Consider the following 13800-nt stretch of genomic DNA (forward strand, 5'->3'; position numbering starts at 1 on the left):
CGCCGGGGCGGGTGACGCCGGAAGGACGGCTGGTCAGCCGACGGCGGCCAGGTCGGTGAGCCGGGCCAACGAGTCCTCCAGGTCGGCGCCGACCCGGCGCAGGCCCAGGCGCAGCAGAGCCGCCTTGACGGGGCCGGCCGGCCAGCGGACCACGATGAGCCGCACGACCGTCCCGCCCTCCTCCTCGTCCTCGGTGAGCTGGACGTAGATTTCGGTGCGCGCCTCCGCACGGGCACCGGCCCCCTTGGCCCGCTCCCGCCAGCCGATCAGCGTCGGCTCCTGATAGGCGATCACCTCGGCCTCATGCGCCGAGCGCCCCGCCTGGACCAGTTGTCGCCGTCCGAAGCCCTCCCCCGAGAGCACTTCGGCCGCGCGAACCCCCGCCAGCCAGGCCGGCAACTGCTCGGCCCGCTGCACGACGTCCCAGACCACTTCCATCGGCGCCGCCACGTGCGCACTACGTTCCACGAGGATCATTTCCGTCTTGCCTCCAGTGAGGACATCCCACGATATCGGCACTCTATGCGTCAAATCGGACTTACCCGGACGGGTTCGGAAAAAGACACGCCGATTAACCATTGCGGATTACGCCAGCCCGGCCTATGGCGCATTCATCGACGGCGTCCTAGAGTCCCGAACACGTTTCACGTTCACCGGGAGGGCGCATGTCAACCGCACCGATGCCCGAGTTCCCCGACGGCTTCCGCTGGGGCGTCTCCACCTCGGCCCACCAGATCGAGGGCGCCACCACGGCCGACGGACGCGGAACGTCCATCTGGGACACCTTCGCCCGCGAGACCGGCCGGATCAGCGACGGCAGCAGCGGCGCGGTCGCCTGCGACCACTACCACCGGTACGCCGAGGACGTGGCGCTGATGGCCGGGTTGGGCGTCGGGGCGTACCGGTTCTCGATCGCCTGGCCCCGCGTGCAGCCGGACGGTAGCGGCGCGACCAACGCCGCCGGCCTGGACTTCTACGACCGGCTGGTCGACGACCTGCTGGCCGCCGGGATCGACCCGGTGGCCACCCTGTACCACTGGGACCTTCCGCAACCCCTCGAGGACGCCGGCGGCTGGCTGCACCGCGACACCGCAGCCCACTTCGCCGAGTACGCCGAGCGGACCGCAGCCCGCCTCGGCGACCGCGTCCGGCTCTGGATCACCCTCAACGAGCCGTTCATCCAGATGAGCCTCGGCTACGGCATGGGCGTGCACGCCCCCGGCCAGATGCTGCTCTTCGACGCGTTTCCGGTCGCCCACCACCAACTGCTCGGCCACGGGCTCGCGGTACAGGCGCTGCGGGCGCACACCACCAGCCCGGTCGCGATCGCCAACAACTACTCGCCGGTGCGGGTGCTCGGCGACAGCGACGCCGACCGGGCCGCCGGGGCCGCGTACGAGACGTTGCACAACCGGCTCTTCACCGACCCGCTGCTCGGACGCGGGTACCCCGACCTGCCCGGCCTCGACCCGACCGTCGTCCGCGCCGGCGACCTGGACACCATCGCCGCGCCCATCGACGTGCTCGGGGTCAACTACTACAACCCCACCGGGGTACGGGCAGCCGAGGAGGGCTCGCCGCTGCCGTTCGACCTGGTGCCGCTGGACGGCTACCCGCGTACCGCCTTCGACTGGCCGGTCGCCCCGGACGGGCTGCACGAGCTGCTCCGCTGGCTGCGGGACACGTACGGCGACGCGCTGCCGCCCATCGAGATCACCGAGGGCGGCTGCGCGTACGACGACGAGCCGGACGCGCACGGGCAGGTGGCGGACCCGGAACGGATCGCGTACCTCGACGGGCACCTGCGGGCGGTCCGGGCCGCCATCGACGACGGGGTGGACGTCCGCGGGTACTTCGTCTGGTCGCTGCTGGACAACTGGGAGTGGGCCGAGGGGTTCACCAAGCGCTTCGGTCTGGTGCACGTCGACTACGCCACGCAGAGGCGTACGCCGAAGTCGTCGTACACCTGGCTGCGGGACCTGATCGCGGGCAGCGCGCCGGGGTCGGCGCGGTGACCACCGTGGACCCGACGGCAGCGTCGCTGCCGGCGGCGCTCGCCGAGCCGACCGTGCCGGTGCGGCGCGGCTGGATCGGCCTGGTCTTCGCCGCCAACCTGGGCGTGTGGATGGCGTTCTTCACCCCTATCCAGGTGCTGCTGCCACAGCAGATCGAGCGGATCGCGCCCGGCGACAAGGAGACCATGCTGGCCGTGGTCACCGGCCTGGGCGCGTTGGCGGCGGTGCTGGCCAACCCCCTGGCGGGCGCGCTGTCCGACCGGACCTGCCTGCGGATCGGCGGTCGGGAGTTCGGTCGGCGGCACGTCTGGACCGCCGGCGGCGCGGTGCTCGGCGCGGCGGCGCTGGTGCTGCTGGCCCAGCAGCGGACGATCCTCGGGGTCGCCGTCGGCTGGGTCGCCGCACAGGTGTGCTTCAACGCGATGCTGGCCAGCCTCACCGCCGCCATCCCGGACCGGGTGCCGGTGACCCAGCGCGGCGGCGTCTCGGGCTGGGTGGGTATCCCGCAGGCGCTCGGGCTGGTCCTCGGGGCGGTGCTGGTCACCGCCGTGGTCACCGGGAACGCCGCCGGCTACCTGGCCATCGCGGTGGCCATCCTGCTGCTCTCGCTGCCGTTCGCGCTGCTCACCCCCGACGACCCGCTGCCCCGCGCGAACCGCCCGGCACTGCGCGTCCGCACGCTGTTCGCCTCGATGTGGATCAGCCCGCGCCGGCACCCGGACTTCGCCTGGGCGTGGATCACCCGGTTCCTGGTCCAGCTCGGCAACGCGCTGGGCACCCTGTACCTGCTGTATTTCCTCACCGACGGGGTTCACTATCCCGATCCCGAGGGCGGCCTGCTGGTGCTGATCCTGCTCTACACGCTCGGCATGATGCTGACCGCCGTGGTCTCCGGCCGGCTGTCCGACCGCTCCGGGCGGCGCAAGATCTACGTGATCGTCTCCGGCCTGATCATGGCGGTGGCGGCGCTGTTGCTCGCCGTCGCGCCCACCTGGCCGATGGCGATCGTCGCCGCGCTGCTGCTCGGCGCCGGCTACGGCGTCTACCTCTCGGTGGACGCCGCGTTGATCACGCAGGTGCTGCCACGCGCCACCGACCGGGCCAAGGACCTCGGCGTGATCAACATCGCCAACTCGGCGCCCCAGGTGCTCGGTCCGGCGCTCTCCGCCCCGCTCGTGGTCCACCTGGGCGGCTATCCGACGCTCTACGCGGTCACCGCCGTGGTCACCGTGGTGGGCAGCGCCCTGGTGGTCAAGATCCGCTCGGTCGCCTGAGGTGAAAGGGAAGGGCACCTTGTACAACACCAGGCGATAAGAAGGGGCCCTTCCTTACTCGGTCGACGGTCGCCGTAGGCTGGAGGACGTGACGGTACGTGTGCGCTTCGCCCCCTCCCCGACCGGTATGTTCCACGTCGGCGGCGCCCGCTCGGCGCTGCAGAACTGGATCTACGCCAAGCAGCAGGGCGGGGTGTTCGTGCTGCGCATCGAGGACACGGACGCGGCGCGCAACAAGCCCGAATGGACCGAGGGCATCCTCTCCGCGCTGGACTGGATCGGCATCTCCCGGGGCAGCTACGAGGGGCCGTACTTCCAGTCCGAGAACGCCGGCGAGCACCGGGCCGCCGCCACCCGGCTCTACGAGTCGGGCCGGGCCTACTACTGCGACTGCACCCGCGAGGACGTACAGGCCCGCACCGGCTCGCAGTACCAGGGCTACGACGGCTATCACCGCGACCGTGGCCTCGGGCCGGGGCCGGGCCACGCGCTGCGCTTCCGTACGCCCGACGAGGGCACGACCGTGGTCGTCGACCTGATCCGCGGCGAGCCCACCTTCGAGAACAAGCTCATCGAGGACTTCGTCATCGCCCGGGGCGACGGCTCGCCGGTGTTCCTGCTGGCCAACGTCGTGGACGACATGACCATGGGCATCACCCACGTGATCCGCGCCGAGGAGCACCTGCCCAACACGCCCAAGCAGCAGCTCCTGTGGGACGCCCTCGGGGTCAAGCCGCCGGTCTGGGCGCACGTGCCGGTGGTCGTCAACGAGAAGCGGCAGAAGCTCTCCAAGCGCCGCGACAAGGTCGCCCTGGAGGCGTACCGCGACGAGGGTTACCTCGCCGGCGCGATGCGCAACTACCTCATGCTGCTCGGATGGGCGCCCTCGGGCGACCGGGAGATCGTGCCCTGGTCGGTCATCGAGGACGAGTTCCGCCTGGAGGAGGTCAACCCCTCCCCCGCGTTCTTCGACGAGAAGAAGCTGCGCGCCTTCAACGGGGAGTACATTCGGGCGCTGCCGGTGCCCGAGTTCATCGACGCCTGCCAGCCGTGGCTGACCGGCACCGGCACCATCGCGCCGCCGCCGTGGCAGCCCGAAGAGTACGACGCCGACGCGTTCGCCGCCGTGGCGCCGCTGGCCCAGACCCGGATCGCGGTGCTCAGCGAGATCGTGCCGAACGTCGACTTCCTCTTCCTGGCCTCGCCCACGATCGACGAGGCCGCCTGGACGAAGACGATGAAGGACGGCTCGGGCGAGCTGCTGGACGACGCCGTCGCAGCCTTCGAGGCGCTGGAGTCCTGGGACGCCGAGTCGCTGAAGTCGACACTGGAGGCCGTCGGCGCCGAGCGCGGCCTCAAGCTCGGCAAGACCCAGGCGCCCGTACGCGTCGCGGTCACCGGCCGCACCGTGGGCCTGCCGCTGTTCGAGTCCCTCGAGGTACTAGGCCGCGAGCGCACCCTGACCAGAATGCGCGCAGCCCGCCTCCGCCTGACCTAACCCCTGCCCTGCCCTGCCCTGCCCTGCCCTGCCCTGCCCTGCCCTGCCCTGCCCTGCCCTGCCCTGCCCTGCCCTGCCCCGCCCCGCCCCGCCCCGCCCCGCCCCGCCCCGCCCCGCCCCGCCCCGCCCCGCCCCGCCGATCATGGAGTTGTGGTGCCGGGCTGGGCACCTTTACGACGACTTCGCCCCCACCACAAGTCCCTGATCGGCCCAGACTGAGCGGGCCGGCGGCGGCGGAGCCGCAGCGCGGCGCGGCAGGGGCGGAGCCGCGGCGGGGCGGAGCCGCGGCGGGGCGGAGCCGCGGCGGGGCGGAGGGACGGGGCGGCGAAGGGTCGGCTCGCTTTAGGCGGTGTCGCGTCTGCGCTCCCCCCGCTACGCCGATCTTGCAGTTTCGGCTGGCGATATGAGTGGGACGCGAGCTATGTCGCCACAGAAAGCGCAAGATCGGCGCCGGGATGCAGCGGCTGTCGCCGAGCCATGCCCTGCCGTCGCACACCGCCCCGCCGATCTTGCAGTTTCGGTTGTCGGTATGGGGTTGGATGCCCGTTACGTCGCCACAGGAAGTGCAAGATCGGCGCGGGCGGGGCCCCGAGGGCGACGCCCCGGGCCGGGGCGTGGGGGGCGTGGGGGCGGGGCCTGGGGCGGTTAGCGGGTTCGGCGCCGGAGCAGCAGGGTGACTGTCAGGGTGGCTAGCAGTACCGCGCCGCCGAGGGCCCAGGGCCACCAGCGGCTACCGGAGTCGGATCGTTCCTCGGCGGCTGGTACGGCGGACACGGTGTCGGCCGACGGCGACACGGGTCCGGCCGGGAATGCCGTGGGCGAGCCGGGCGCTGACGGGCTGCTGGCCGCTGAAGGGCTGCCGGACGGGCCGGGGGCTGCGGGGCTGGCGGACGGGTCCGCAGGGCTGGCGGACGGGTCGGCGGCCGTGCCGGTGGTGAGGGTGAACCGCACCTCGCCCTTGATCGGGTGGCCGTCGTTCGACGGCAGCTGGTAGGCGACGGTGTAGAGCCCCGCCGCGCCGGGCGTGAACGGCACGCGCACCCGGGTGCCGTCGAACGTGGGCCGCCCGCCGGCGACCACATTGTCCGGTCCGGTTATTGTGATCTTCGTCGTAGCCGGCGGTGGCTTGGCCAGGAAACGAAGCTCGATCCGGGTGGGCGCGGTGGCTACCCGGGCGCCGTCGCGCGGATCGCTGCCGGTCAGCGAGTTGTGCGCGGCGGCTGGCGTCGCCGGGGCCAGTAACGACACACCGAACGCCACGCCGAGTACCACTGGCACGACCCGTGCCATCCGTGTAACCCTGCCCCCCATGAACCCCTCCGTAAGGGTACGATCCGCCCGCTGATCAAACAGCTCCTCATTAGTCGAGCAGAGATCGCAGATAGTTCCAAATACTGTTCCACAAGCTGCAATCCATCGACGTTCTGCGGAGTCTGTGAGAGTGGGACCGACCCGGTCGGTGCCGTCACCGGCCGACCGACCCGGACGTCACGGCGAAGCCATCCATCGAACGGGGCGAGGAGGCGGGATGGTCCGACAGATGAGGCGGTGGCTCGCCGTGCTGGCGGGCACGCTGGCTGCGGCAGTGCTGGTGCTCGGCGTCGCCGTTCCGGCGAGCGCGGCGCCCAAGCCTGCGCCCGCCGGCGTGGACGTCACCGGCGAAGGGCTCACCGAGCCTCTGCGGCTACGGTCCGAGACCCAGCCCGCGCACGTCCTCGCGGTCATCGACCAGGTCAACTTCTTCGGTCGTACCGGAATGCCGACCGGCCCCAAGGCGGCCGACCTCGGTCCGAAGTACACGGTTGTGGTGTTGGCCGGGGAGACCCCGAAGCAGACCTTCGACCTCTACCCCAAGGCGGCCGGCGGCCCGCGCGTCTATCGCCCGGCCAAACAGCCGGACGGTCGCCGGACCAACGCCGGCTGGTTCCTGGGCCGACTCAGCATGTCCGAGACGCTGCGCACCGCCGGGGTGCCGCTGGAGCGGCAGTTCGACACGGTCAGTGGCGGCGTGGGCGGCGGCGAGCGGGTGCTGCCGGAGGACACGATGGATCCGGTGCGGGACATCGACGAAGCGCTCGGTGAGTTGCAGCGACTGCTGCTGCTCAACGTCGGGGTGATGCTGACCATCACGGTCGGCCTCGCCGGGATCGCCCTGCTGATCCGCCGCCGGACCCGCTGACACGAGCGCCGGAAGACGCCGCCGGCCCGCTCACACGACCGCCGGAAGACGCCGCCGGCCCGCTCACACGACCGCCGGAAGACGCCGCCGGCCCGCTCACACGACCGCCGGAAGACGCCGCCGGCCCGCTCACACGACCGCCGGAAGACGCCGCCGGCCCGCTCACACGACCGCCGGAAGACGCCGCCGGCCCGCTCACACGACCGCCGGAAGACGCCGCCGGCCCGCTCACACGACCGCCGGAAGACGCCGCCGGACCCGCTCACACGACCGCTGGCGCGGGTTCAGCGGGCCATAGTGCTCGGCCCCCTGGGGTCAGCACCAGCGGCGTGGCGGGCGCTCCCGTCGAGTGCCCCGCTGACGTGGGCGGACCGGGCCGTGCCGGTGGGCGCCCGCCCATCCAGGAAGTTCACTGAGGCAACCAGCGGGGTCACTCGGCTCCGGCTCGCCCAGGGTCACCGGCTCGGCGGCCCGCTGGCGTGGGATCTCCTCCTCCGGCCGCCCGGCGGGCGCCTCGCTCGGGTGCGCCGCCGCCGGGCCGACCGGCCGGCGAGGCTTGCCGGCCAGCTGCGGGTCGTGGTGCCCCAGGCGGCAGGGCTCGCCCTGGGCGCAGCCGTGCTCGGCCTCCCCGTGCGCCATCCCCGGTCTCCTCACGCTCGCACTCACGCGCAGGTGCTGCCCCCGTACGTGCCCTGTCACCGTACTGGCCGGGACCGACGGCCTGCGCACGGCGTACCCCGGGGTCAGCGCTTCGGGCGACCGGGGAAGAGGGTCGCCCAGACCGGGAAGGCGACCAGCCAGATGAGGATCACGGTGGTCAGACTGCGTATCCAGTTGCCCAGTTCACGGGTTCTTTCCGCATCGTTCACCCAGAGAATCGCCGCGCCGAGCAGGCCGCACGCGACGGCCCAGCCGAGGAGTGCCTTGGCCCACTCCCGCCACTCGTGCCGGGCGCGGGCCCAGCCGTGGCGGGGAGGGCGCACGGGCGGCGGGCCACCGGCGAACCGGTGGGCGAAGCGCTGGTCCGCCCACCGCACCATCGAGTGCCCAAAGGCCACCGAGAAGCCGAGGTAGCCGGCGGCGAGGCCGTGGCCGAAGTCGGCGGTGGCACCGCGCCGCAGGTCGATCACCGACGCGGCGAGCAGCGCCAGATCAACAAAGGGTACGCAGAGCAGCAGCACCGCACCGACCCGTGGCCGGCGCAGCGGATACCGGGCGATCAGCCCGGCACCGATCAGCACCCAGAACGCGATCTCACAACCGATGATCACCGCGACCACCATGGCGGCCTCCCCCGTCGACGCCACCAGCGTCGCCTACCGGCAGGGCCCGGACCTCGACACCGGAGACGAGATCCGGGTCCTCCCTTCGATGGACCGACCGTCCGGCGTACCCCTTTCGGCGCATGCCGGAGCGACCGGGCTCCTCCCCCGGTCGGAGTCGGAGGGCCGCCGGTTGTGATGGGATCGGGGCATGCGACCGCCACCGTGGCTCGGCTCCGGTACGCCCGGCCGGGACCTCACGCTGGCCGGCGCGTCGCTGGCCGGTGGCCTGGTGCTCTACGGCCTGGGCATGCAGCCGCAGATCGTCCCGCACCCGGACGTGCCGCCCGCCCTGTTCCTGGGGCCCCTGCTGGCGGTGTGTGTGGCGGTCGGCCTGCGCCGGGTGGCGCCACGCGCCAGTCTGGCGGTGGGCACCGTCGCGCTCGTCGTGGACACTGCGCTGGGTAACTCGCTGGGCACGGTGGTGGTCTATACGCAGGTGCTCTACGACGCCTGCGTATACGGTCCGCCCCGGCTCTGGCGGTGGCTGCTGGGGATCACCGTGACGCTGAGCGTGATCGGGGCGGTGGCCGGCGTGCTCGGCTTCGGGCAGTGGCGCGGGGCCGCCGTCGGGGTGCCGGTGGTGCTGGCCGGGCTGCTGCCGGTGCTGACCGGGATCAGCGTGCGGCAGTACCGCGACCAGGCCGCCGCCGAGCGGACGCGGGCCGAGCAGACCGCCCGGCTGGTCGAGTTGGACCGTCGGCAGGCGGTCAGCGCCGAGCGGGCCCGGATGGCCCGGGAACTGCACGACGTGGTCGCCAACCACCTCAGCGCGGTGGCCATCCACGCCACCGCCGTGCTCTCCGTGCCGAGCCTGGAACGTGGTCAGGTGCAGTCCGCGTTGCGGGTGATCCGGGAGAGCAGCGTGCAGGGTCTGGCCGAGATGCGGCAGATGATCGAACTGCTGCGGGAGCCGGATGGTGGCGAACAGGGCGGGGTGGGCACGGAGGCGGTCACGGCGCGGCTCGCCGAGGCCGACGGGTTGATCGAGCGCATCCGCGCGGCCGGCCTCGCGGTGCGGTTCCGCACCGACGGCACGCCGGGTCCGCTGCCGGTGGGGGTGGATCTCGCCGCGTACCGGATCGTCCAGGAGTCGCTGACCAACGCCCTCAAGCACGGCACCGGCGAGGCGGAACTGACGATCGCGTACGGCCCGGCGGAGGTGGTGCTGACCGTGGAGAACCCGGTACGTCCGGAGGGGGCGGGGCTGACGGGCGCCGGGGCCGGGCTGATCGGGATGCGGGAGCGGGCGGCGCTGCTGGCCGGACGGTTCACCGCCGGGCCGCGGGACGGCCGCTGGCAGGTCCGAGCCGCGCTCCCCACCGGAGCGGGCCGGTGACCGTGCCGGTACGGGTGGTGCTTGCGGACGACCAGCCGGCGGTACGGGCGGGCCTGGTCCTGATCCTGGCCGGCTCGCCGGGCATCGAGGTCGTCGGCGAGGCGGCCGACGGCGACGAGGCGGTACGGCTGTGCCGGGAGGTACGCCCCGACGTGGCGGTGCTGGACGTGCGGATGCCACGCCTCGACGGCATCGCCGCGACCAGGGCGATCGTCGCCGACCGGCTCGCCGACGTGCTGGTGCTGACAACCTTCGACCGGGACGAGTACGTCTTCGGCGCGCTACGCGCCGGCGCGGCCGGTTTCCTGCTCAAGGACACCGACGCCGCGGGGCTGGTCGCGGCGGTACGAACCGTGGCGCGCGGCGACGGCTTCATCGCCCCCGCGGTGACCCGCCGGTTGATCACCGCCTTCGCCGCCACCGCTCCGGGCGCGTCGGCCGCCACCCGGGGCGCCCTGGACACGTTGACACCGCGCGAACGCGACGTGCTGGCCTGTCTCGGACTCGGCCTGTCCAATCAACAGATCGCCGACCGGCTGGTGCTGGCGGAGAGCACCACCAAGACCCACGTGAGTCGCATCCTGGCGAAGCTGGACCTGCGCAGCCGGGTGCAGGCCGCGATCCTGGCCCAGGAGCTGGGCCTGTCCGCGCCGCCGCAGCCCTGAGCCCGGCGCAGCCCTGAGCCCGGCGCAGCCCTGAGGCCGGCGCAGCCCTGAGGCCGGCGCAGCCCTGAGGCCGGCGCAGCCCTGAGGCCGGCGCAGCCCTGAGGCCGGCGCAGCCCTGAGCCCGACGCAGCCCTGAGCCCGCTGACCGGTGCCGGCGTTCGTGGCCTGCTCACGACGTGTCAGGCTAGAGCGGTGACCACGGCCGAGGGTGGGGAGCTGGCGGCCACGCTGCGCCGGATCGAGCGTTCGGCGGGAGCGTTGGCCACTGCCAGCGTGGCCCGGATGGACGAGACGCTGCCGTGGTTCCGGGCCCTGCCGGCCGACCAGCGCTCCTGGGTGATGCTGGTGGCCCAGGCGGGCGCCCGCTCGCTGGTGCAGTGGCTGCGTGAGGGCGGCGGCACGGCGGACAGCACGCAGGAGGTCTCCGACGACGTGTTCGACGCGGCGCCGCAGGCGCTGGCCCGGTCGATCACCCTCCAGCAGACCGTGGCGCTGATCAAGGTGACCATCGACGTCGTCGAGGAACAGGTGTCACAGCTCGCCGCCGAGGGCGAGGAGCAGTTGCTGCGCGAGGCGGTGCTGCGCTTCTCCCGGGAGATCGCGTTCGCCGCCGCCCGGGTGTACGCGCGGGCCGCCGAGTCGCGCGGCGCGTGGGACGCCCGGTTGCAGGCGCTGCTGGTCGACGCGCTGTTGCGGGGTGACTCGCCGGACGTCCTGGCGAGCCGGGCCGCCGCGCTGGGCTGGGCGGACGCACCGCCGGTCGCGGTGGCGGTCGGCCACTCCCCGGGCGGGGAGGTCTCCGCCGTGCTGCACGTGGTGTACCGGCTGGCGCGGCGGATCGGTGTCGAGGTCATCGGCGGGGTGCACGGCGATCGGTTGGTGATCGTGCTGGGTGGCGCGGCGGACCCGCTGAGCGCCACCGCGAAGCTGCTGGACGCGTTCGGTGACGGCCCGGTGGTGGTCGGTCCGGCCGTACCCAGTCTGGACGAGGCGACGGAGTCGGCGCGGTCGGCGCTGTCCGGCTTCCGGGCGGCGCCGGCCTGGCCGAGCGCCCCCGGCCGGTCGCGGCCGCCGACCTGTTGCCGGAGCGGGCCCTCGCCGGGGACGCGGAGGCCCGCCGGCGGCTGCGTCACGACGTGTACGCGACGTTGGTCCGCGCCGGTGGCGAGCTGCTGGAGACCCTGGACGCGTTCCTGGCCGCCGGTGGCACGCTGGAGAGCGCGGCGCGGGCGCTGTTCGTCCACCCGAACACGGTGCGGTACCGGTTGCGCCGCATCGCCGAGGTGACCGGTTTCTCGCCGCTGTCGCCCCGGGACGCGTTCGCCCTCCAGGTGGCGTTGACTGTCGGTCGGCTGGACCCGGTGGTCCCGGCGGCCTCGGCGGTCCCGACCCAGACATTGACCCCGGCCGCCCGGAAATCCGCCCAAACCAGCGATGATCCCCGCCGATCTTTGTGAGAAACCTCCAAAGGTTCTAGTGCGGTTTGGTCGGCCCCGGCACAGCGCTACCCACGCGTATCCGGGAGAGTCATAGGCGTGCTCGCCGTACTTAGTCCCGGCCAGGGTTCCCAGAAACCCGGCTTTCTGACCCCCTGGCTCGACCTGACCGGCACCGAGGCGCGCTTGCGCTGGTGGTCCGCGCTGGCCGGCGTGGACCTGGTGCACCTGGGCACCGCCGCCGACGCGGACGAGATCAAGGACACCGCCCGTACCCAGCCGCTGCTCGTCGCGGCGGCGCTGCTCGCCGCCGAGCACCTGCCGCTGGACGGCGTGGCGCTCACCGCCGGGCACAGCGTCGGCGAGCTGGGGGCCGCGGCGGTGGCCGGGGTGCTGTCGGCCGAGGCCGCTCTCACCCTCGCTGGAATCCGTGGCCGCGAGATGGCCGCCGCCTGCGCGCTGGAGCCGACCGGAATGGCGGCCGTGCTCGGCGGCGACCCGGACGAGGTGCTGGCCGCGATCAGCGCCAACGGGCTGCACCCCGCCAACCGCAACGGCGCCGGCCAGATCGTCGCCGCCGGCTCGCTGGACGGGCTGGACGCGTTCGCCGCGGCGCCACCCGCGAAGACCCGGGTCATCCGGCTCCAGGTGGCCGGGGCCTTCCACACCCCGTACATGGCCCCGGCCGAGACCGCGCTGGCCGCCGTCGCCGCCGGAATCGCCCCCGTCGACCCGGCGCGGACCCTGCTGTCGAACCTCGACGGCACCGCCGTCACCGACGGGCACGAGCTGGTGCGACGCCTGGTCCGCCAGGTCACCGCGCCGGTGCGCTGGGACCTGTGCATGCGCGCCCTCGCCGAGCACGGTGTGACCGGCGTGATCGAGCTGCCCCCGGCCGGCACCCTCGCCGGCCTGGTCAAGCGGGAGCTCAGGGGCGAGGGCGCCCCGGAGATCGTCACCCTGAACACCCCCGACGACCTGCCGGCCGCCCGGGACCTGATCGCCCGCCACGGCACCGCGGGCCAACCGCTCGCCCCCATCGGAGGACACTCATGACCGGCAGTCGCATCGTCTCGATGGGGCACTACCAGCCATCCCGGGTGGTGACCAACGACGACATCGCCCAGCTCGTCGACACCAACGACGAGTGGATCCGCGACCGGGTGGGCATCGCCACCCGGCGGATCGCCGACAGCGAGACGGTGGCCGACATGGCCGCCGCGGCCGCCGGCAAGGCCCTGGCCAACTCCGGGCTCAGCGCCGCCGACATCGACCTGGTCGTGGTCGCCACCTGCTCCTCGATCGACCGGAGCCCCAACGTGGCCTGCCGGGTCGCCGGCAAGCTGGGCATCGCCGCACCGGGCGCGTTCGACGTCAACACCGCCTGCTCGGGCTTCGCGTACGCGCTGGGCACCGTCGACCACGCCATCCGGGCCGGCGCGTCGCGTAACGCGATCGTCATCGGCGCCGAGAAGCTGTCCGACTTCACCGACTGGACCGACCGCTCCACCTGCATCATCTTCGGCGACGGCGCCGGCGCCGCGGTGGTCACCGCAACCGCCGACGACGAGCCCGCCGGCATCGGCCCGGTGGTGTGGGGCTCGGCGCCGGAGAAGAGCGACGCGGTACGCATCGAGGGCTGGCGCCCGTACATCCAGCAGGAGGGCCAGTCGGTGTTCCGCTGGGCCACCACCGCCCTGGCGCCGCTGGCCCTGCAGGCGTGCGAGCGGGCCGGGGTCGACCCGTCGGAGCTGGCCGCGTTCGTGCCGCACCAGGCCAACGCCCGGATCATCGACGGCATCGCCAAGCGGCTCAACATCCCCGACGCGATCATCGCGAAGGACATCGTCGAGTCCGGCAACACCTCGGCGGCGAGCGTCCCCCTGGCCCTGTCGAAGCTCGTCGAGCGGCGGGAGGTGCCCTCGGGCGCCCCGGTCCTGCTGTTCGGTTTCGGCGGTGGCCTGACCTACGCCGGTCAGGTCGTCCGCTGCCCCTGAAGCCCCCTTGAGGCGCGTACGCGCTGAAGGAGTGGCGGTCGGCGCGGCCGGCCGCCGGAGAACCCCCTATGAGAG

At 73.2% G+C, this 13800-nt stretch carries 13 protein-coding genes and 1 pseudogene; 10 read left to right on the plus strand and 4 right to left on the minus strand.

The window, feature by feature from the left end; genetic code table 11:
* Positions 1 to 33 precede the first annotated feature (33 nt).
* Positions 34 to 477 (minus strand): SRPBCC family protein, encoded by a 444-nt coding sequence (locus ACQP0N_RS25140; protein WP_355051413.1) that lies wholly within the window; start codon positions 475 to 477, stop codon positions 34 to 36.
* A gap of 188 nt (positions 478 to 665) precedes the next feature.
* Here ACQP0N_RS25140 and ACQP0N_RS25145 point away from each other — a divergent pair, with 188 nt between their 5' ends.
* The 3 genes from ACQP0N_RS25145 to gltX all read left to right on the plus strand — a co-directional run bounded on the left by ACQP0N_RS25145 (position 666) and on the right by gltX (position 4787).
* On the plus strand, positions 666 to 2015 hold the full coding sequence (locus ACQP0N_RS25145; protein WP_433114581.1) for a GH1 family beta-glucosidase: 1350 nt from the start codon (positions 666 to 668) through the stop codon (positions 2013 to 2015).
* Entirely contained in the window at positions 2012 to 3289 is a 1278-nt protein-coding gene (locus tag ACQP0N_RS25150) for an MFS transporter (protein WP_433114583.1), read from the plus strand. The genes ACQP0N_RS25145 and ACQP0N_RS25150 overlap by 4 nt, the downstream gene beginning before the upstream one ends.
* A 127-nt stretch (positions 3290 to 3416) precedes the next feature.
* Positions 3417 to 4787 carry a glutamate--tRNA ligase gene (gene gltX, locus ACQP0N_RS25155; protein ID WP_433121805.1) on the plus strand — a complete coding sequence of 457 codons (1371 nt, stop codon included), beginning with the start codon at positions 3417 to 3419 and terminating at the stop codon, positions 4785 to 4787.
* A gap of 645 nt (positions 4788 to 5432) precedes the next feature.
* Here gltX and ACQP0N_RS25160 read toward each other — a convergent pair.
* Complete coding sequence (locus ACQP0N_RS25160) at positions 5433 to 6077, minus strand: copper resistance CopC family protein (RefSeq protein WP_433114585.1); 645 nt, start codon at positions 6075 to 6077, stop codon at positions 5433 to 5435.
* 238 nt (positions 6078 to 6315) lie between these two features.
* On the opposite strand from ACQP0N_RS25160, the gene ACQP0N_RS25165 reads away from it, so the two are divergent.
* A complete protein-coding gene (locus tag ACQP0N_RS25165) occupies positions 6316 to 6966 on the plus strand; it encodes a hypothetical protein (protein WP_433114587.1) in 651 nt (216 codons plus the stop codon).
* A 315-nt stretch (positions 6967 to 7281) separates the two neighbouring features.
* Here ACQP0N_RS25165 and ACQP0N_RS25170 read toward each other — a convergent pair whose 3' ends face one another.
* Positions 7282 to 7605: a hypothetical protein gene (locus tag ACQP0N_RS25170; RefSeq protein WP_433114589.1), complete on the minus strand. Its 324-nt coding sequence runs from the start codon at positions 7603 to 7605 to the stop codon at positions 7282 to 7284.
* 104 nt (positions 7606 to 7709) lie between these two features.
* Entirely contained in the window at positions 7710 to 8249 is a 540-nt protein-coding gene (locus ACQP0N_RS25175) for a hypothetical protein (RefSeq protein ID WP_433114591.1), read from the minus strand.
* On the opposite strand from ACQP0N_RS25175, the gene ACQP0N_RS25180 reads away from it, so the two are divergent.
* From ACQP0N_RS25180 to ACQP0N_RS25205, 6 genes and pseudogenes are all read left to right on the plus strand, one after another.
* Positions 8248 to 8427: a hypothetical protein gene (locus tag ACQP0N_RS25180; protein WP_433114593.1), complete on the plus strand. Its 180-nt coding sequence runs from the start codon at positions 8248 to 8250 to the stop codon at positions 8425 to 8427. The genes ACQP0N_RS25175 and ACQP0N_RS25180 overlap by 2 nt on opposite strands.
* Before the next feature lie 12 nt (positions 8428 to 8439).
* On the plus strand, positions 8440 to 9627 hold the full coding sequence (locus tag ACQP0N_RS25185; protein WP_433114595.1) for a sensor histidine kinase: 1188 nt from the start codon (positions 8440 to 8442) through the stop codon (positions 9625 to 9627).
* A gap of 2 nt (positions 9628 to 9629) precedes the next feature.
* Positions 9630 to 10292 (plus strand): response regulator, encoded by a 663-nt coding sequence (locus ACQP0N_RS25190; RefSeq protein WP_433121807.1) that lies wholly within the window; start codon positions 9630 to 9632, stop codon positions 10290 to 10292.
* 165 nt (positions 10293 to 10457) lie between these two features.
* Positions 10458 to 11749, plus strand: a pseudogene (locus ACQP0N_RS25195) (PucR family transcriptional regulator).
* Between the two features lie 78 nt (positions 11750 to 11827).
* Positions 11828 to 12784 (plus strand): ACP S-malonyltransferase, encoded by a 957-nt coding sequence (locus ACQP0N_RS25200; protein ID WP_433114597.1) that lies wholly within the window; start codon positions 11828 to 11830, stop codon positions 12782 to 12784.
* Positions 12781 to 13725 (plus strand): beta-ketoacyl-ACP synthase III, encoded by a 945-nt coding sequence (locus ACQP0N_RS25205; protein WP_355051401.1) that lies wholly within the window; start codon positions 12781 to 12783, stop codon positions 13723 to 13725. Before ACQP0N_RS25200 ends, ACQP0N_RS25205 begins: the two co-directional genes overlap by 4 nt.
* The last annotated feature ends 75 nt before the right edge of the window (positions 13726 to 13800 follow it).

This window comes from Micromonospora sp. CA-246542 (assembly GCF_050942905.1).
Classification (GTDB): domain Bacteria; phylum Actinomycetota; class Actinomycetes; order Mycobacteriales; family Micromonosporaceae; genus Micromonospora.